This window comes from Mucilaginibacter sp. (assembly GCF_039207105.1).
In the GTDB taxonomy this organism is placed as follows: domain Bacteria; phylum Bacteroidota; class Bacteroidia; order Sphingobacteriales; family Sphingobacteriaceae; genus Mucilaginibacter.
This window is the reverse complement of record NZ_JBCECK010000024.1, coordinates 36,022-55,256: the sequence shown is the minus strand read 5'-3', so window position 1 is coordinate 55,256 and position 19,235 is coordinate 36,022. Positions and strand designations below refer to the sequence as shown.

At 40.0% G+C, this 19,235-nt stretch carries 17 protein-coding genes; 15 read left to right on the top strand and 2 right to left on the bottom strand.

The window, feature by feature from the left end; genetic code table 11:
* From AAGC65_RS07435 to msrB, 4 genes are all read left to right on the top strand, one after another.
* A partial coding sequence (locus tag AAGC65_RS07435; RefSeq protein WP_343111798.1) for a transglycosylase domain-containing protein occupies positions 1-2,171 on the top strand: 2,171 nt, incomplete at its 5' end.
* A gap of 146 nt (positions 2,172-2,317) precedes the next feature.
* Complete coding sequence (locus AAGC65_RS07430) at positions 2,318-5,536, top strand: tolB protein precursor (protein ID WP_343111797.1); 3,219 nt, start codon at positions 2,318-2,320, stop codon at positions 5,534-5,536.
* 109 nt (positions 5,537-5,645) lie between these two features.
* Positions 5,646-6,239 carry a fasciclin domain-containing protein gene (locus AAGC65_RS07425; RefSeq protein ID WP_343111796.1) on the top strand — a complete coding sequence of 198 codons (594 nt, stop codon included), beginning with the start codon at positions 5,646-5,648 and terminating at the stop codon, positions 6,237-6,239.
* Positions 6,240-6,375: 136 nt separating this feature from the next.
* Positions 6,376-6,852 (top strand): peptide-methionine (R)-S-oxide reductase MsrB, encoded by a 477-nt coding sequence (gene msrB / locus AAGC65_RS07420; RefSeq protein WP_343111795.1) that lies wholly within the window; start codon positions 6,376-6,378, stop codon positions 6,850-6,852.
* Here msrB and AAGC65_RS07415 read toward each other — a convergent pair.
* Positions 6,842-7,198 carry a GIY-YIG nuclease family protein gene (locus tag AAGC65_RS07415; protein ID WP_290321200.1) on the bottom strand — a complete coding sequence of 119 codons (357 nt, stop codon included), beginning with the start codon at positions 7,196-7,198 and terminating at the stop codon, positions 6,842-6,844. The genes msrB and AAGC65_RS07415 overlap by 11 nt on opposite strands.
* Positions 7,199-7,284: 86 nt before the next feature.
* Between AAGC65_RS07415 and AAGC65_RS07410 the strand changes: the two genes are divergently transcribed.
* The 6 genes from AAGC65_RS07410 (at position 7,285) to AAGC65_RS07385 (ending at position 11,609) form a co-directional block, all read left to right on the top strand.
* Positions 7,285-8,061: a LexA family transcriptional regulator gene (locus tag AAGC65_RS07410; protein ID WP_343111794.1), complete on the top strand. Its 777-nt coding sequence runs from the start codon at positions 7,285-7,287 to the stop codon at positions 8,059-8,061.
* A 73-nt stretch (positions 8,062-8,134) separates the two neighbouring features.
* Entirely contained in the window at positions 8,135-8,509 is a 375-nt protein-coding gene (locus AAGC65_RS07405) for a hypothetical protein (protein WP_343111793.1), read from the top strand.
* Between the two features lie 57 nt (positions 8,510-8,566).
* Positions 8,567-9,697 (top strand): 8-amino-7-oxononanoate synthase, encoded by a 1,131-nt coding sequence (locus AAGC65_RS07400; protein WP_343111792.1) that lies wholly within the window; start codon positions 8,567-8,569, stop codon positions 9,695-9,697.
* A complete protein-coding gene (bioD, locus tag AAGC65_RS07395; protein WP_343111791.1) occupies positions 9,687-10,304 on the top strand; it encodes a dethiobiotin synthase in 618 nt (205 codons plus the stop codon). Before AAGC65_RS07400 ends, bioD begins: the two co-directional genes overlap by 11 nt.
* 55 nt (positions 10,305-10,359) lie before the next feature.
* Positions 10,360-11,253 carry a 3-hydroxybutyryl-CoA dehydrogenase gene (locus tag AAGC65_RS07390; protein WP_343111790.1) on the top strand — a complete coding sequence of 298 codons (894 nt, stop codon included), beginning with the start codon at positions 10,360-10,362 and terminating at the stop codon, positions 11,251-11,253.
* Positions 11,254-11,318: 65 nt separating this feature from the next.
* Positions 11,319-11,609 (top strand): hypothetical protein, encoded by a 291-nt coding sequence (locus AAGC65_RS07385; protein WP_343111789.1) that lies wholly within the window; start codon positions 11,319-11,321, stop codon positions 11,607-11,609.
* Positions 11,610-11,787: 178 nt separating this feature from the next.
* Here the strand turns inward: AAGC65_RS07385 and argS are convergent, their stop codons facing one another.
* Complete coding sequence (gene argS / locus AAGC65_RS07380; protein WP_343111788.1) at positions 11,788-13,554, bottom strand: arginine--tRNA ligase; 1,767 nt, start codon at positions 13,552-13,554, stop codon at positions 11,788-11,790.
* Between the two features lie 87 nt (positions 13,555-13,641).
* On the opposite strand from argS, the gene AAGC65_RS07375 reads away from it, so the two are divergent.
* From AAGC65_RS07375 to AAGC65_RS07355, 5 genes are all read left to right on the top strand, one after another.
* Positions 13,642-15,084: an arginine deiminase family protein gene (locus AAGC65_RS07375; protein WP_343111787.1), complete on the top strand. Its 1,443-nt coding sequence runs from the start codon at positions 13,642-13,644 to the stop codon at positions 15,082-15,084.
* Between the two features lie 92 nt (positions 15,085-15,176).
* Positions 15,177-15,791: a DUF2975 domain-containing protein gene (locus AAGC65_RS07370; protein ID WP_343111786.1), complete on the top strand. Its 615-nt coding sequence runs from the start codon at positions 15,177-15,179 to the stop codon at positions 15,789-15,791.
* The gene (locus AAGC65_RS07365; protein WP_343111785.1) at positions 15,791-15,997 is read left to right on the top strand and encodes a helix-turn-helix transcriptional regulator; all 207 of its coding nucleotides are present in this window, start codon (positions 15,791-15,793) and stop codon (positions 15,995-15,997) included. Before AAGC65_RS07370 ends, AAGC65_RS07365 begins: the two co-directional genes overlap by 1 nt.
* A 42-nt stretch (positions 15,998-16,039) precedes the next feature.
* Positions 16,040-16,957 carry a citrulline utilization hydrolase CtlX gene (gene ctlX / locus AAGC65_RS07360; RefSeq protein ID WP_343111784.1) on the top strand — a complete coding sequence of 306 codons (918 nt, stop codon included), beginning with the start codon at positions 16,040-16,042 and terminating at the stop codon, positions 16,955-16,957.
* A gap of 674 nt (positions 16,958-17,631) precedes the next feature.
* Entirely contained in the window at positions 17,632-19,026 is a 1,395-nt protein-coding gene (locus AAGC65_RS07355) for an arginine decarboxylase (RefSeq protein WP_343111783.1), read from the top strand.
* The last annotated feature ends 209 nt before the right edge of the window (positions 19,027-19,235 follow it).

Sequence of the window (19,235 nt, the reverse complement as noted above, 5' to 3'; positions counted from 1 at the left end):
GGTCTGAAGTTTACACTGCCGACGGCAAACTAATAGGCCAGTATTATAAAGAAAACCGCTCGCCGGTAGAATTAAAAAACATTTCACCTAACCTGGTAAACGCGCTTATTTCCACTGAGGATGTGCGCTTTTATAAGCACCACGGGGTTGATTTTTATTCATTTTTTACCAGCGTGCTTTCCACCGCTAAAGGCGAACGCCGTGGCGGTAGTACCATTACCCAGCAACTGGCAAAAAACCTTTTTGAAACGCGTAAAAGAAAATCGCAGGGATTTGTAAAGCGTATACCGGTTATCCGTACGATGGTTTATAAGTGTAAGGAATGGCTTACCGCCTTTAAAATAGAGCACGTTTATACCAAGGAGCAAATACTAACCATGTATTTTAACACGGTACCTTTCGGCAATAATTCCTTCGGTATCAAAACGGCATCGTTAAAATACTTTAATAAAACGCCAGATAAGGTTACCCCAGCAGAAGCTGCCCTTCTCATCGGTATGCTCAAAGCAACATCAAGCTATAATCCCATCAAATACCCTGAACGGGCGCTTGAACGCCGCAACACCGTTTTGGGTCAGATGGAAAAATATGGTTACCTTACCAAAACAGGCTATGATACCAGTGCCAAAAAGCCTATCAAGCTTGATCTGAGTTATGTGGAAGAAGATTCGCACGGTGACTCATACTTACGCCGCGCGGTTGAAAAATGGCTCGACAAGTGGTGTAAGGACAATGATTATAACCTGTACGAAGATGGGCTTAAGGTTTATACCACTATTGATTCGCGTATGCAGCGATACGCCGAAGAAGCTGTTGCCGAAAAGATGAAGATGCTGCAAAAACGCTTCAACAACTTATGGGGAAATAAAAACCCGTGGCGCGATTCAAAAGGTGTAGAGATCAAAGATTTCATTTTGAAGAACGAGCAAAGACTACCTATTTATAAACTGCTTGAAAAGAAATACGCCAGCGATACCACGCAGATACAGCAGTACTTTAAAAAGAAAAAACGTATGACCGTTTTTACCTGGAATGGCGAACAAGATACTACATTTTCTACTGTCGATTCCATCAGATACTATGCACGTATCCTGAACACGGGTATGATGACCCTGGAACCATCAACAGGTAAAATAAAGGTTTGGATAGGTGGTATTGATCACCGCTTTTTTAATTACGACCACGTAAACCAATCGCGCAGGCAGGCAGGCTCTACATTTAAACCATTTGCTTATTTAACCGCGTTAGACAATGGTTTTACTCCTTGCGATAAGTTTACCGATAAACCGGTGACCATTAAATACAAGGATAATGGTAAGGATGAAGTTTGGCAGCCCAACAATGCCGATTTCAACTTTTCATACCGTGAAATGTCATTACGCTGGGCTATGGGTAAATCAGTAAACTCCATAACAGCGCAACTGACCGAAAGAGTGGGTTGGGATAAAATTGTAGAATACGCCCACAAATGCGGTATTGAAAGCCCGCTGAAATCGGTTCCATCGGTATCATTGGGATCAAATGACGTATCTGTTTTTGAGATGGTAAGGGCTTACAGTACCTTCCTGAACAAAGGCGAAAAATTAGATCCAATATTAGTTACAAAAATTACAGACCAGCAGGACAATGTATTGCAAGAGTTTGAATTGAAAAAAGAACGCGTAATAAGTGAGGAGACCGCCTGGCTGATGCTTTACATGTTCCGTGGTGGTATGGAAGAACCTGGAGGTACCTCACAGGCCTTATGGGAATATCCGGGCTTATGGAAAAAAGACAACCAGATTGGCGGTAAAACAGGTACTTCTTCAGATTATGTAGACGGCTGGTATATGGGTATCACTAAAGATCTGGTGACCGGAGTATGGGTAGGTGCAGATGACCGCAGCGTACACTTTACCACATCAGAAAGCGGCGAAGGATCACATACAGCCCTGCCAATTTTTGGCCGCTTTATGGAAAAGGTATATGCTGATACCAAATTGGGTTATACTTATGGGCCGTTCCCTAAACCCTGGGTTAAAATAACTAAAGAGTATAATTGTCCGTCGCCGAGAATAGTTGCCGATACCACATCAACCGATAGTACAAGTGCCCCTGTTGATACAACCGGTGTATTGCCAACCTCGGCTCCAACCCAGGAAAATCCTGAAAGCACTCCGCCAACACCATAGATAACTCATTATCAATAATATATCATTAAAATTCTCAACCGGTAAGCTAATACTGCTTACCGGTTTGCTTTTTAACCGGTAATTAATAGTAATTTGTTTCAATAATATTCTATTTCATTAAATTAGCCATATCTATTAGTTAAATTATGAATAAACGTTACACCTTATCAACCAAGGCTAAAAGGTTCACAATCATATTGATTTGCTTTGTTAGCTCATTGTTGATAAGCACTGGTGCAAGTGCTCAATATTTTGGGCAAAATAAAGTACGTTACAAGAATTTAAAATTCAACGTTTATAAGACACCTCACTTTGAAATTTACTATTACTTAAAAAATGATAGTATGGTAAAGCGCTTTGCCCAGGAAAGTGAATTATGGTATACACTGCACCAGCAAATTTTCAGGGATACCTTCAAGACTGCCAACCCTATTATCCTATACGCCAACCATCCCGATTTTCAGCAGACCACCGCCATTGATGGCGAAATTGGTGTTGGAACCGGCGGTGTTACCGAAGGTTTGAAAAACAGGGTAGTAATGCCGGTTATGGAAACCAACCAAACCACCCGGCACGTTATCGGGCACGAATTGGTTCACGCATTTCAATACCGGGCTTTGCAAGGAGGAGAGAACGAAAGCTTTGATAATATAAATAATATCCCCTTGTGGATGATTGAGGGTATGGCCGAGTACCTTTCCTTAGGCAAAAAAGATTCATACACCGCAATGTGGATGCGCGATGCCTATCTAAATCATGATATACCAACAGTACGCGATCTTACTGAAAGCAGTAAGTACTTCCCCTATCGTTATGGCGAGGCTTTTTGGTCATTTTTAGGATCAACCTATGGCGATACGGTAATTGTACCTTTCTTTAAAAACACTGCGCGTTACGGCTTGCAATACGGCATCAGACGCACTTTTGGGTATGATGATAAAACGTTATCGCGTCTTTGGAAAAACTCTATTGAGAGCACTTATAAACCTTATTTGAAAGATACGGTTCAAAAACCTGTAGGCCTTAAACTGGTAGATAGCAAAACCGGCGGCGATCTGGTAGTGGCGCCGGCGGTGAGCCCAGATGGTAATTACGTGGCATTCTTATCAGCTAAGAGCCTGTTCTCTATCGACCTTTACCTGGCCGATGCACATAACGGGCGCATATTACGAAAGCTCACCAGCAAGGTCTCCAACACGCATATTGATGAGTTTAATTTTATAGAATCGGCAGGTGCATGGTCGCCGGATGGTAAGCGATTTGCGTTCAGCGTATTCAGTAAGGGGCGTAACCGCATGATTGTTGTTGATGTGGCCAGTGGCCGAACGTTAGACGATGTATCGATGGAAAAAGCCCAGCAGTTTAGTAACCTGTCCTGGTCGCCTAATGGTAAAGATATCGCTTTTCAGGGATTATCAGAAGGCCAGGGCGATCTGTACTCCTATAATTTTGATACCAAAAAAGTTACGCAGCTTACCAATGATAAATATTCCGATTATCAGCCAAGCTATTCAAGGGATGGTAAAAAGATCATTTTTTCGAGCGACAGAACAACCTATGATCAGTCGTTAGAGCAGGACATCCCTTTTAACCTGGCCGAGCTTGACCTCGCTACCGGAAAAATTACCGATATAAAAGTATTTAACGGGGCCAATAACCTGAACCCGCAATATTCTGCGGATGGTTCACAGGTATATTTCCTGTCAAACCGGGATGGTTTCCGTAACCTGTATCGTTACACGCTAAGCAACGGAAAAATTGAGCAGATGACCGATCTGTTTACCGGCATTTGCGGTATTACAGAGTACTCGCCCGCATTGAGCATATCTAATCATGACGATATTGTTTACTCTTACTACCGAGCTCAAAAATATGCCTTGTACAATGCCAAAGCATCCGACTTTAAGCCTGCAACTTTAGAGGCGACCAATGTAAACTTTAATGCGGCTATGCTGCCCCCTCCTCGCGCTGTTGGTGTTGATCTGATCAACTCTAACCTGAACAACTACCTCGCTTATAAAAAAATACCTGCCGATTCGGTAGTAAACATTGCGTACAAGCCTAAATTCAAACTTGATTATTTGGCTGGCAGCGGTATTGGTGTAGGCGTGAGCAGCTTTTACGGCACCAGTTTATCAAGCGGTATACAAGGCGTTTTCAGCGATATATTAGGCCGTAACCAGATATTTGCCGCGGCTTCTGTTAACGGGCAGATATATGACTCCGGCGCGGCTATCACCTATGTAAACCAAACGGGTCGCTGGAATCTCGGCTTCGGGATATCGCACATCCCTTATCAGTTTGGTTTGCAAACACGCACCTTCCCAACGCAAAATGTAGGTGGTAAAAATCAAATAGTATTGTCAGACAATATTGATATCATCCGGAACTTTGAGGATGCTGCCCGGGTATTCACCTCCTATCCTATTTCCAAAACTACCCGTTTTGAAGTTGGAGCAGGTGCTTCCTACAACACGTACCGGGTTGACAGATATAGCGATTTTTACCGACTGGATACTACTACCAATGCCGATAACAGCCAAAAGATAAGCACCACTTACTTATCATCAGACAGAAAAAAGATATCAAATAAAGAAGAAGGAGACCTAATCAGTACTAATTTAAGGTCATACTCGCTGTTTCAGATCTCAACCGCTTTGATTGGCGATAATTCCTTTTTCGGGGTAACATCGCCTCTCAATGGTTTCAGGTACAGATTAGAGGCTGAATATAACTTTGGTACTTACCGGTTCTTTGCTCCTACTATTGATCTCCGGAAATATGTACGTGTAGAGCCAGTAACTTTTGCAGCAAGATTTTACGGCTATGGCCGTTTAGGTGATAATGCTATTGGGCTTTATCCTTTATATGTTGGTTATCCGTTTTATATACGCGGTTATGAAGGGCAAACGTTTTATAATAACGGCAAAACGGCAACCAATGGTTTTACTATTGATCAATTATCGGGCAGCCGTATAGCGGTGTTTAATTTTGAGGTACGTTTACCATTTACAGGTCCTGAAAAATTGGCTATGATCAAATCAAAATTTTTGTTTACCGACCTTAACCTATTTTTTGACGCGGGATTAGCCTGGAATGCCGGCGAGCATATCTATTTCCAGAAAAACCCACCAGTTATAGGCCAGGAAAATGTTTTGAATCCTGATGGTACTCCACAACTTGACGATAACGGACAGCCGGTTACACAACCTAAATACGGCAGGGTTCCGGCATTAAGTGCAGGTGTCTCATTAAGAATAAACGTATTTGGTGCGTTTGTGCTGGAGCCTTATTTAGCAATTCCCTTTAACCGTACCGATGTAACTAAACCCGTATTTGGCTTAGGCTTTACACCAGGCTGGTAATCTTATTGTAACCTAATAACTTAAGCGGCCTATGTGTCGCTTTTTTTATTTAAAACCAATTTTAAGTTAAGTAGTTTTGCAATTATAATCCCCTATGTTACCATTTGGTATGAAAAAAATAATTCTTCTAAATATCGTTCTTCTTTTTAGTACTGCTGTGTTTGCACAAACTATCAATAAAACAGATAGTACTGCCGTTTTAGACACCTTAAATACTACTGTCGCCGGAAGCATGCAGCCAAAAAATGATATTGTTAAAAACATAGCCTCATCAAAAGATCTGTCTTTGTTTTATAATTTTATTAAATCAGCCAACTTAACCGAAACCTACGAAAGTAAGGGCCCTATTACCGTATTTGCCCCGGTTAATCAGGCTTTTGAAAAATTGCAGCCCGGTAAGCTTGATTCTCTTGCCCGGTCTGCACATGTTTGGGAACTTACCCACCTGCTTACTTACCATGCTATTGCCGGAAAATTCAGCACAAAGGATATCCAAAAGCGAATAAACGAACATAAGGGAACAGTAACCTTTACCACATTGGGGGGCAGTAAGCTCATCGCTAAAATTGATGCCAATAACAATATCGTATTAGAAGATGAAACCGGGGGGCAAAGCATCATCAGCCGTGTTAACATTGAACAAAGCAATGGTGTACTTCATGTTGTAAATAAGGTTTTAATGCCTAAACCAAAAGCCATTTAATATACAGAGGCATGACAAACTGCTAAAAATAAGATTACGTATTTAAAGTATAATAGCTTGTAAGGTAAATACCTGCTTTACGACTAATGTATAACAGTAAAGCATAGCGCCTTACTATTATTTAAATTACAGTAAAATGAAAAGATCAGTTTTAGTAATAGCAGTATTATGTATTTTAACAGCCTTTGGCTGCCAAAACAGTAATGGACAGAATGCCAATAGAAAGCTGAGTAAACCAGCTACAGAATGGAAAAAGACCTTAACGGCAAACCAATATCATATCATGGTTGAAAGCGGAACAGAACCACCTTACAAAAATGAGTATTGGAATAACCACCAAAAAGGTGTTTACGTAAGTGCTGCCACAGGCGAAGTATTATTCAGCTCTGACGATAAATTTGACAGCGGCACAGGATGGCCGAGCTTTGTTAAGGCTGTTGATCCTAAAAAAGTTGCTATAGTACATGATGACAGCTACGGCATGAGCCGTGATGAGGTCATCGAAAAAAGTACAGGCTTACACCTGGGTCATGTTTTTGACGATGGCCCCGCCGATCGTGGGGGTAAAAGGTATTGCATGAATTCCGGTGCTTTAAAATTTATTAAAAAGTAACAGCGCGGCGATTAGTACTTACAGATGGGCGCAATTGCGGCCTTACGCGTAATCCATTTTCAAATTTCAAACCAATGGTCAGATCTATCCAATCAGGATTAACCGGTCTGATCATTTTTTCTTTTTGCGGGCGTGTATAAGTACTTACCTCTTTAAAACGCTCCATCGCCTGCTCTTCGGTATTGATCTCTTCAAAATACACTAAACGATTGAGCTGCTGTGCGCTGTCGAAAAACAAGGTAGGCATATCGCTATAAAATTGCAGCGTTTTAACCAGATCGGCGCATAAGCCAACGTGTAAGTTTTTCCTGTTTCTGTCGGTGATGATATATATAAAACGCTTCATTTTATGATAAAAATTTTGGTGAACAAATATTTATTACTAACTTTATGAGCATAAAATTACTAATAATTTTAGCAAATGCAAATTTTATGTCAATAATTTCACAAAATATTAAGTTCCTCCGCAAAAAGAAAGGGTTAACCCAACAACAATTTGCCGATCAATTAGGTATAAAACGTTCATTAGTAGGCGCATATGAAGAAGAACGTGCCGAACCAAAATACGAACTACTAAAAACATTAGCATCGTTTTTTGACATTACTATTGATGATTTTATCAACGAAACCATTGATGAAAAATGGGCGCCAAAACCTAAAGGCAACCCGGCCAACCTTCGGATACTTAGCATTTCTGTTGATAAAGAGGACAATGAAAATATTGAAATGGTACCGCTTAAGGCAAGCGCCGGCTATTTAAATGGCTATGCCGATCCGGAATATGTATCGCAATTGCCTAAGTTTTATTTACCCATGTTTAAGCAAGGTACTTTCAGGGCCTTTGAAATAAAAGGAGATTCTATGCTACCTATTATATCGGGTGATATTATTATAGGTGAGTACCTGGAAAACTGGGCCGACATTAAAAGCGGCGAAACCTATGTAGTGATATCAAAAAATGATGGTGTAGTATATAAACGTATCGGTAACAAGTTCAAGGAAAATAAAAAGCTTAAACTGATATCTGATAATCCGGTATATGAGCCTTACGAAATAAATGGCGAAGATGTTTTAGAAATATGGAAAGCTAAAGGCTATATATCAACTCAATTGCCGCAACCAACACCTGAACCTACTATGGAAAGCCTTACCAGTATGATGGCCCAAATGCAGCGTTCTATATCAAACTTACAGCAAAGCAACAATTAAGTTACATCAGCTTATTTAAACCTTTAGGGTATATCTTTATCATACCTTAAAACATAAAAAAATTAAAAAAGCTATGAAAAAAATTTTGTTGATGTGCTGTTTCCTGATCGGGATTTCAGCAGCAAGCCATGCTCAAGGCGGCCGTATGAGAAGAAGCCCTGAAGAGATGGCCAAAGGATTACAGACCCAGCTTAAGCTGACTGATGATCAGACCACTAAAATTACCGCCATATACAAAGACCAGGCAACAAAAATGGACAGCGTAAGAACAGCTGCCAATGGCGACAGAGCTGCAATGCGCGAAGCCATGATGCCTATGAGAAAAGCAACTAACGAAAAAGTTAAAGCTGTTTTAACACCAGAACAAGCTACTGCTTTTGATAAATGGCAACAGGAAATGGCCGACAGGATGAGACAAGGCGGCGGAGGAGGCGGTTCGCAAAATTAATTAATAATAAAAAGCGGCTTAGCGCCGCTTTTTTTATTTTTGCAGAAATCGTTCACTGTGACATCTGCCGAAATATATATCAAAAACAAACTGGAGGAAAGACGTTCGTCAGGTGCATACAGATCTTTAAAGCCCGAAAACAGCCTTATAGATTTTTGCTCTAACGATTATCTCGGCTTTGCACACTCAGCAGCTTTAAAGCATAATATCGAAACAGAGTTGCAAAAGAATTCGGCCAACCTCAATGGATCAACAGGCTCAAGATTAATCTCGGGCAACCTCAATTATACGGAAGAACTTGAAAAGCAAATAGCCGCTCATCATCAATATGAAGCGGGCTTACTCTTCAATTCCGGTTATGATGCTAATTTGGGTTTATTATCCTCATTAGCCCAGCGCGGCGATACCATTATACTTGACGAGTTGATACACGCCTCTGTAATTGACGGAGCGCGTTTAAGTTATGCAAACAGGTACAGCTTTAAACATAACGACCTAAATAGTCTGGAAGACAAGCTAAAGCACGCCAAGGGCAATTGCTATGTAGTTGTTGAAAGTGTTTATTCAATGGATGGTGACACACCTCCATTGATGGATTTGCTAAATGTTACAGAAAAATACGGAGCTCATTTAATAGTTGATGAAGCACACGCGGTGGGTTTGTATCCTACCGGATTAATTGGTCACCTGGGTTTACAAAGCCGCGTTTTTGCCTCCGTTGTTACTTTTGGTAAAGCGCTGGGCTGTCATGGAGCCATTGTATTAGGCAGCAATTTGTTAAGAGAATACCTCATCAACTTCGCACGCTCCTTTATTTATACTACGGCAACTTCTTTTCATCAGCTTGCCGCTATAAAAGTGGCTTATGCGTTTTTAAACAATGCCGGGGAAGAAATTTCCCAACTACAAAAAAACATTACGTTATTTAAAAAAGAAATTAATGTAAATGAAACCTATCCTTTACGCACAAGTGATAGCGCAATACAGTGTATTATACTTAAAAGCAATAACAAGGCACGTGAATTGGCAAACATTTTGCAAGCTGAGGAGTTAGACGTAAGGGCCATACTCAGTCCTACTGTTGCATCAGAAACAGAGAGAATAAGAATATGCCTTCACGCCTACAATACAACCAACCAAATAATTAAACTTACTTCTACAATTAATCAGTTTATAAATGTCTGCTAAACAGCCCATATTTATTACCGGTATTGATACCGGAATCGGTAAAACAATTATTTCCGCAATTGTAACAGAAAAATTGAAAGCCGATTACTGGAAGCCTGTGCAATCGGGGGATCTTGAAACCAGCGATACGATAAAAGTACAAAGCCTGGTATCAAACAGTATTTCACGTTTTCATCCGGAAGCATACCGTTTAACACAGCCTTATTCTCCGCATAAATCAGCGGCTATGGATAAAATAGTGATCGATGCTCAAAATTTCGTCCTTCCGGAAACCGACAACCAGCTCATCATTGAGGGAGCCGGGGGACTGATGGTTCCGCTGAATGATAACCTGATGATCATAGACGTGATCAAACAGTTAAATGCTAAAGTGCTGCTGGTATCTCAAAACTATCTGGGCAGTATTAACCATACTTTGTTATCACTTTTTACGCTTAAACAGTATGGCATCCCGGTAATGGGGATCATATTTAATGGCGATAAGGATATTTACTCTAAAACCTATATCCTTAACTACTCTGGCGTTAACGAAATTGGGCACATCCCTACTTATGATAACGTTACCAAGAAAACAATAATTGAAGCCGGAAATTATCTATCGTTGTAACGCATTATTTCCAAAGAAAAGTTAATTTTAATATTAATATACCCTCTACTTCATTATGAAAAATATAACGGTAATAGGCTCAGGTACTATGGGCAATGGCATTGCACATACCTTTGCGCAGCATGGCTTTAATGTTTCTTTAGTTGATATTGATAATAATGCTTTAAATAAGGCAATACAAACTATTACCAACAATCTTGACCGTCAGATAAAAAAGGGCAGTATTGATGAACAACTTAAAACCGATACCCTAAAACGTATTGAGATCTTTACCGATTTAAAGCAAGGAGCTGCCCAGGCCGATCTGGTAATAGAAGCTGCCACAGAAAACCGGGAAATAAAACTGAACCTGTTTAAACAACTGAGTGAAATTTGCAGCAACGAGGTTATACTCGCCTCCAACACATCATCTATATCCATTACGCAAATTGCAGCCGTAACTAAAAACCCCGGCAATGTGATTGGCATGCACTTCATGAACCCGGTACCTGTAATGAAACTGGTAGAGGTAATAAGAGGATACGCTACTACAGATGAAACCACAGCTACCATTATGCAATTGGCAAAAACATTGGATAAAGACCCTGTTGAGGTGAATGATTACCCTGGCTTTGTGGCCAACCGCATTTTAATGCCCATGATAAACGAAGCCATTTACACGTTGTATGAGGGCGTTGCAGGTGTGGAAGAAATAGATACGGTAATGAAACTGGGTATGGCCCACCCGATGGGTCCACTGCAACTGGCAGATTTTATTGGCCTTGATGTTTGCCTGGCCATTTTAAAAGTACTGTACGATGGTTTCGGAAATCAAAAATATGCCCCTTGTCCTTTGTTGGTAAATATGGTAACTGCCGGTCACACAGGCGTAAAATCGGGAAGTGGTTTTTACAAATACACTCCAGGTAGCAAAGAGTTGGTAATAGCCGATAAATTTGCAACGAAATAATTAAACTATTTAAATCTGTGGGTGTCAAAAATTCTGTAATAGTATAACAGAAATAACATTTACAGATGAAAAAGATAGCAAAAATAGGATTATTATTAGCCATAACCGGCACCTTATTCACTTCATGCGCTGCTGATTATTATGTAGCCGACCGCCCTGCCGAACCCGTATATGTACGCCCTCCTGCTCCTTACGCCGGTGCCTACTGGGTACCCGGCGAATGGATATGGCGCGGCGGAAGATATACTTACATTAACGGTTATTATGTTCATTCTCGTCCCGGCCGTTCTTACGTACGCGGATACTGGCACCCGGTTCGTCGTGGATATGCATGGCACAGAGGGTATTGGAGGTAAGACGCCCCCCGGCCCCTTGCGAATGTGCGGATTTCAGATGTGCAGATATGCAAATGACTAAAACAAAGAAGCCCTGTTTGAATAAACAGGGCTTCTTTGTTATTTTTAATATCCGCACATTTGAAATCCGCATATCTGCACATCAAAAAGCTCCCCCTTTAGGGGGCCGAGGGGCTTTCTACATCCTTTCCGGTACATCAATGCCCAGCAGGTTCATAGCCCTGCTGATCACCTTTGCAGATGAGGCTGATAACTGCAGTCTGAACTGTTTTGACATTTCGTCCTCGGCCTGCAAAATTGATTTCTCGTGGTAAAACTTATTGTACGTTTTAGCCAGTTCATAGGCGTAATTAGCTATAATGGCAGGGCTATATTCATTAGCAGCCGTATTAATTACTTCGGGAAACTGGGTTAATAAAACGATCAGATCGCGTTCAACACCTGCAAGTTCTGTTACTTCAATTTTGTTATTAACCTGATAATTAGCTCTGTTTAATACCGATTTGATACGAGCATGAGTATACTGGATAAACGGCCCCGTATGACCCTGAAAATCTACTGACTCATTAGGGTCAAACAGTAAACGTTTTTTAGGATCAACTTTTAGCAGGAAATATTTAAGGGCTCCCATGCCTATGGTATGGTATAGTTGCAACTTATCTTCTTCCGTGAAACCGTCAACCTTACCCATCGCTTCTGTTTGAGCTTTGGCTGTAGCATTCATTTCCGCCATCAGGTCGTCGGCATCAACTACAGTTCCTTCACGTGATTTCATTTTACCTGACGGAAGGTCAACCATACCGTATGACAGGTGGAACAATCCATCAGCTCCTGCTTTACCTAATTTACGCAGTATCAGGAACAGTACTTTGAAATGGTAATCTTGTTCGTTACCTACCACATAGATAGATTTATCCATGTGAAAATCATTATATTTTAGCTGCGCGGTACCCAGATCCTGAGTAATGTATACCGAAGTACCATCTGATCGCAGCACCAGTTTTTCATCAAGCCCGTCAGAGGTTAGGTCGATCCAAACAGAATTATCTTCTTTTCTAAAGAAAACACCTTTCTCCAGGCCTTCCTCAATAATATCCTTTCCTAACAAGTAAGTATTTGACTCATAATAATATTTATCAAAGCTAACGCCAAGCTGTTTGTAAGTTTCATCAAAACCTGCGTACACCCATTCGTTCATGGTTTTCCAAAGGTTGATCACTTCAGCATCGCCAGCCTCCCACTTTTGCAGCATTTGCTGCGCCTCTTTTATAAACGGCGCGTTCTTTTTGGCTTCGTCCTCGCTTTGGCCTTCAGCTTTTAATTCATCTATCTGGCTTTTGTAGGCTTTATCAAACAATACATAGTATTTACCCACCAGGTGATCACCCTTTAAGCCAGATGATTCCGGTGTTTCACCATTGCCAAACTTTTGCCAGGCCAGCATAGATTTGCATATGTGTATACCGCGGTCGTTCACCAAATTGGCTTTTACCACCTCATAACCGGCAGCACCCAATATCTGTGCAACCGAGTAACCTAACAGGTTGTTACGGATGTGGCCAAGATGCAGGGGTTTATTAGTATTAGGAGATGAATACTCAACCATTACCTTTTGCCCGTTCGGTTTGGCCGCGGCAAAATCATCAGGTAAAATACGATTATATAACTGACCTATCCAGTACTCATCGTTTATAGATATATTCAAAAAGCCTTTGATCACGTTGAACGCGGCAATCTCTTTTAGTTCATTTTTGAGGTACTCCCCTATTTCGGCACCGGTTTGTTCGGGCCCTTTGCGCGAAAATTTGGTAAACGGGAAGGTTACGATAGTTACTTGCCCTTCAAACTCTTTCCGGGTTTCCTGTAAACTTATAGCAGCCGGGGCTACATCTGTTTGATACAGTTGTTTTATTGCTTTAACAGCTGCTTCAATAATAAAATCCATTCCGCAAAATTAAATAAATTGCCAATAACCTCGCTATAAATAAAATGTTGATTATTCTGAATAAATTTGTTCTTCTTATATCAATTTATGATACTAACCAACAGCAATTTTAAAATAGATGTAACTTCTGAAATTGGTAACCTGCGTACTCTGTTGATCCATAGCCCCGATAGCGGTTTGGGTAAAGTTGTACCTTCAAAAGCTCAGGACTGGCTATTTGAAGACATAGTTCACCTGGATACTATGCGTAAAAACGAGTATGATTATTACGTAAAATTATTGCTGTACTTTTTAGATCCTGCCAAAATAAAAGGCAAACTGCAACAGATAGATCATGACCAGGAGCGTTCATTTTTCAAGCCTGATAATGCGGATTTTCATGCCTCCAACCAGGTAATTGAGATACAAACCTTGTTGGCTGATATCTTACAGCAGGAGGATATCCGCGAAAAACTGGTAGCCTCTGTGTGTGCCATTGAAAGCTGCAGCTACCGCCAGCAGGAGCAACTGATAAACACCAACCCGGTTGAACTGGCTAAAATATTCATTTCCGGGTCATTAACTAATGAAGAAATGATATTTGCGCCAATACCTAACCTGATATTTTCCAGAGATATTGGCATAGCAGTCAACAACTTTATGCTTTTAAATAAACCGGCAAAAAAAGCCCGTTTCCGCGAAACGCTACTGGCCCGTTATATATTTTTTAATCACCCGCTATTTGCCGCTTATAGCAATAACATTTTAGAGATCCCTGAAACCGCTCAGCACTTTTTACGCCCTGGCGAAGATAACCTGGAAAAAACCACCTTAGAGGGCGGCGACGTGATGATGGTGAGTCCACAACACTTAATTATTGGTTGCAGCGAACGCACCTCTATAAGCGGCGCCAATGAAGCTATAAAACTGTTGTTTGAAAACAACGTGGTGAAAAAGGTGACAATTGTAAAAATTCCTCACAAGCGTGATTACATGCATATTGATACTGTGTTTACTCAAATAAAACGGGATACCTGGGTATTGCTACGCTCATTAGCTGTGGCGGAAGCACCTATTGAAGAGCAGGAACCTCTATCATGGTTTGCTGATAAAAAACAAAAGGACAGGGCCGAAATTGTACAGTTTCAAAAAGATAAAAAACCAAAACTTTTTAGCTGCATTGAAGACCTGCTGGCTGATATCAGCGAGAACGACCTGCAAAGCCCTAATAAAACCAGGTTCATATACTCTGGTAATAATACGTTCCCTTTCGATGCCCGCGAACAGTGGACAGACTCCTGTAACTTACTGGCTATAAAAGAGGGCGTAGTTTTAGGCTACGACCGTAACGACAAAACGGTTGAAGCCTTTAAACAAAATGGATTCAATGTTATCAGGGTGAGTGAACTGCTTGAAAAGTTTGAAAGCGGCGAACTTGATCCACAAAAACTAAACGACACGCTTATTTTAATGCCTTCGGCAGAACTTTCACGTGCCCGCGGTGGTTTTCATTGTATGAGTATGCCGCTCTTTCGAGACAAAATTTTATAATTAAACAAAAATTATTTTATGTTTTACATAAAATAATTTTTGTTTAATATCCAATAAGTATTTATGTTTGTATCAATAAATTGATTACAGACATGAAGAATAATTCAAAATGGCTTTTAAATACCTTTAAGGTTATATTAAGCATATTGTGGTATGCTAATATTGTTTTAATAGTTATCGCCTTTTCCATGCTAACATGGAAGTTTATCACCAGCAACACTATTGATCTTAGCATACCTGTAAAATATCCGCTTAAGGCAGAAATTATTAAGCTTGCACCCGTAGCGCCCAACATTGGCCCTATTACTTTTAAAAGCGACCAGGGTTTGTTAAATATGAAGGTAAAGAATACCGTAGGACAAATGGCAATGGCTTATTTCTTTTTGATTTCCCTTGAAATTTTAGTGATGACCATTTTATATCAGCTGCGTAAGCTATTGGAAAGCATAAAACAAAACCTACCTTTTAAGTATGATAACGTTCGGAGGTTGCGCATCACCGCTTTATGCTTTGCCTCATTAACCCCACTGAACATTTTACAAGGCCTGAGTACTTCAATGCTTTTAAGGGCATATGTGAAAGATTACGGCCAAATGGTATGGTCTGAAAGTTTTATAGGACTAATTTTAGGCATCGTGATTTACATTATGGCAGATATATTTAAATATGGTTTTGAACTTCAAAAAGAAAATGGAGAGTTTGTATAATGGCTATTATAGTAAACCTTGATGTAGAAATGGCGAAAAACAAAATGTCATTAAAAGAACTTGCCGAACGCCTGGATATCAGTATGACCAATCTTTCGTTACTTAAAACCGGTAAAGTAAAAGGCGTACGATTTGATACACTTGAAGCACTTTGCCGCGAACTGAATTGTAAACCTGGTGATATATTGGATTATAAAGCCGATTAATACAACTATTGCCGTTACAAGCTAAAAGTTTGATATTGCATTATGCAATCAACCAGCAATATATTAATGATCCGCCCGGTAAGTTTCGGCTTTAACGAGCAAACTGCCGCGAGCAATGCTTTTCAGAATCGTGATACCGATCAGCAGACCGTTCAGGAAAAGGCATTAGCCGAGTTTGATAGCTTTGTTAGAATTTTAAAAGACAATGGTGTAAATGTTACCGTGGTTGATGATACTTTACACCCCCATACGCCCGATTCCATTTTCCCTAATAACTGGGTATCTTTTCATACAGATGGCAGTGTGTTTTTGTATCCCATGCAGGCTGAGAACCGTCGTCTGGAACGCCGCGAAGATATCATCAGTAAACTGGAAGACAATTTCAGTGTGGCCCATGTGATTGACCTAAGCCGTTTTGAGGCGGAACATAAATTTTTAGAAGGTACCGGCAGCATGGTACTCGATCGTGAAAATAAAATAGCCTATGCCTGCCTCTCACCCCGTACCGATAAGGAAACGCTAAACTTTTTTTGTGAACAGGCTGGTTATAAACCTATCAGTTTTGAAGCGATAGACGCGCAAGGCAAAGCCATTTATCACACCAATGTATTGATGTGTGTTGGCAGCCAGTTCGCAGTAATATGTGCCGACAGCATTCCTAACCCGCATGAAAGGGTAGTAGTATTAGAGTCACTCAGATCAACCCAAAAGGAAGTGGTGACCATAACATTTGATCAAATGAACCATTTTGCCGGCAACATGTTGGAATTAAAAAATAAGGATGGAGAAAACTTGATCGTAATGTCGCGAAGTGCCCACAAGACTCTTACTGCATATCAACAAACCGCATTGGAAAAATATGGTAAATTAATTTACGCCAACATAAACACTATTGAAACCAATGGCGGCGGCAGCGCCCGGTGTATGATTGCAGAAGTTCATTTACCCGAATTGAAATAGCTATTGTTAACTAAATAAATAAAGGTTTAGAAATAAGACCTCCTCACACTCGCTGCTTGGAGGTCTAACCTAAACCTTATCACAATAAGTAAATTTTGGAATTTACTTACATGTACCAATAATAAGTTTTAAAAGCTTTTTTAGTTAAAAAACTACGCTTAGATTTTTAACAAGTATCAAGAAAATATTTTTTTGATTTAAGTACCTATAAATTGAATGATTAAAGGACCTGACAGCAGTAATTAATACGACCTAATTAATTAAAAAAATTAAGGCCTCCGCACAATCGCTGTTTGGAGGCCTTGACCTTAATTTATAAGGATTGGATTGCTTTATGCCTCAATAATAGCAAGTTAAACACATCAGTAGTGTAAAAAATACGCTTAGATTTTCCGTCACCACTTCGTTAACCCTATTTTAACAATAATACAACCCTAATGATACATTCAAAAATCACGTCAATAATAGATGGAAACTTACTTATGATACTAATTTAAACATCTGTATATGAGATATTTATACTTAAATTATGATTAAAAAAAGACTATAATCAGAGATGATATATGGGTTGTAATTTCCGTTCACAAATAAATTACATTCAAACTATAAATTTTATCCTAACATTTGACCGGTAATTCCGTTAAAAAATTACATTTTTGCCAAAATTTTAAAGGATGCAGAGTTACCAGGAATTTCTTGATTTAAGTGTTGGTTTTCCGCAGGATGGTTTTGAAATCATCGACGATGAACTATACTTTCAGGATCTTAATTTAATGGAAATGATCGAAACGTACGGTACCCCCCTACGCTTCACTTATTTGCCCATGATAACTAAAAAAATACAGCAGGCTAAGCTGTTATTTCAGCAGGCCATTGTAAAAAATAATTATCGCGGCAGTTATAAATATTGTTATTGCACCAAAAGCTCGCACTTCAGGCATATTGTTGAAGAGGCGCTCAGAAACGAGATCCACCTGGAAACATCATCAGCCTTTGATATGCCGATGATTGACGCCCTGGAGAAAAAAGGCGCGGTTACCAAAGATATTACCGTGATATGTAACGGTTTTAAAACTTTTCAGTATAAAACATACATTATTGACATGCTGCATGATGGTTTTAAAAACATCATTCCGGTATTGGACAATAAGGAAGAGTTTAACCTTTACGACGATGAAATTGAAATGGATACCCCTTGTAATTTAGGTATCCGTATAGCGGCAGAAGAGCAGCCGGATTCTCAATTTTATACCTCACGTTTAGGTGTACGTATGGAGGATGTGATTGATTTTTATCATAACAAAATAGAAGACAATCCTAATTTCCAGGTAAAACTGCTGCATTTCTTCATCAACTCCGGTATCTCTGATACCCCGTACTACTGGAATGAGCTTGAAAAATATGTAACTCTTTATTGCAAATTTAAAAAGGTAAACCCTCATCTGGATACCCTTGATATTGGTGGCGGTATGCCTTTCAAAGATTCATTGGTATTTGATTTTGATTATGAATACATGATCAACGAGATCGTGAGCCGCATCAAAGAAATTTGCGCCGAGCATGATACCATCGAACCGGATATTATTACTGAGTTTGGCAAATACACCGTTGCCGAGGCATCAGGTATCCTATACAAGGTTTTAGGCCGTAAGCAACAAAATGATCGTGAAAGATGGCTAATGCTTGATGGATCGTTTATTACCAACCTACCTGATGTTTGGGCTTTAAATCAAAAATACATTCTGCTTCCGATTAACAACTGGGATTCGGAGTATGAGCGTGTAAACCTTGGCGGTATTACCTGCGACGGGCAAGATTACTACAACCAGGAAGCCCATATGAATAGCGTATTTATGCCTAAAACACGTAAAGTACAATATCTGGGCTTTTTTAACACAGGAGCTTACCAGGAAGTATTAAGCGGCTACGGCGGTATACATCATTGCTTACTCCCTTCACCAAAGCATGTCATCATTCGCCGCAACCGCGATGAGACATTTAACTTTGAGGTGTTTGGTGAGGAGCAAAACAGTAAACAAGTACTGAAAATATTAGGTTATACTACATAATCGGTTAAGCATATTAACCAACAACAATATTGTTACCATAGCGGCAGGTTAAATAACCTGCCGCTATTTTTTTGCTCATCAGCTACAAATACCTCTCGTCTCGATTTTGTGTTAACATTTTTTAAACACAAGCGGTACATAATCAGGATTATTTTAATTTAAACATGGTTTTATTGCATTTAACGGACAGGTGGGGTCGCTTTTTCTAT

Excerpts from the sequence above, each read along its gene's own strand:
- AAGC65_RS07430 (WP_343111797.1), top strand. The coding sequence starts at position 2,318 with ATGAATAAACGTTACACCTTATCAACCAAGGCTAAAAGGTTCACAATC.
- AAGC65_RS07425 (WP_343111796.1), top strand. The coding sequence starts at position 5,646 with ATGAAAAAAATAATTCTTCTAAATATCGTTCTTCTTTTTAGTACTGCT.
- msrB (WP_343111795.1), top strand. The coding sequence starts at position 6,376 with ATGAAAAGATCAGTTTTAGTAATAGCAGTATTATGTATTTTAACAGCC.
- AAGC65_RS07415 (WP_290321200.1), bottom strand. The coding sequence starts at position 7,198 with ATGAAGCGTTTTATATATATCATCACCGACAGAAACAGGAAAAACTTA.
- AAGC65_RS07410 (WP_343111794.1), top strand. The coding sequence starts at position 7,285 with ATGTCAATAATTTCACAAAATATTAAGTTCCTCCGCAAAAAGAAAGGG.
- AAGC65_RS07405 (WP_343111793.1), top strand. The coding sequence starts at position 8,135 with ATGAAAAAAATTTTGTTGATGTGCTGTTTCCTGATCGGGATTTCAGCA.
- bioD (WP_343111791.1), top strand. The coding sequence starts at position 9,687 with ATGTCTGCTAAACAGCCCATATTTATTACCGGTATTGATACCGGAATC.
- AAGC65_RS07390 (WP_343111790.1), top strand. The coding sequence starts at position 10,360 with ATGAAAAATATAACGGTAATAGGCTCAGGTACTATGGGCAATGGCATT.
- AAGC65_RS07385 (WP_343111789.1), top strand. The coding sequence starts at position 11,319 with ATGAAAAAGATAGCAAAAATAGGATTATTATTAGCCATAACCGGCACC.
- argS (WP_343111788.1), bottom strand. The coding sequence starts at position 13,554 with ATGGATTTTATTATTGAAGCAGCTGTTAAAGCAATAAAACAACTGTAT.
- AAGC65_RS07375 (WP_343111787.1), top strand. The coding sequence starts at position 13,642 with ATGATACTAACCAACAGCAATTTTAAAATAGATGTAACTTCTGAAATT.
- AAGC65_RS07370 (WP_343111786.1), top strand. The coding sequence starts at position 15,177 with ATGAAGAATAATTCAAAATGGCTTTTAAATACCTTTAAGGTTATATTA.
- AAGC65_RS07365 (WP_343111785.1), top strand. The coding sequence starts at position 15,791 with ATGGCTATTATAGTAAACCTTGATGTAGAAATGGCGAAAAACAAAATG.
- ctlX (WP_343111784.1), top strand. The coding sequence starts at position 16,040 with ATGCAATCAACCAGCAATATATTAATGATCCGCCCGGTAAGTTTCGGC.
- AAGC65_RS07355 (WP_343111783.1), top strand. The coding sequence starts at position 17,632 with ATGCAGAGTTACCAGGAATTTCTTGATTTAAGTGTTGGTTTTCCGCAG.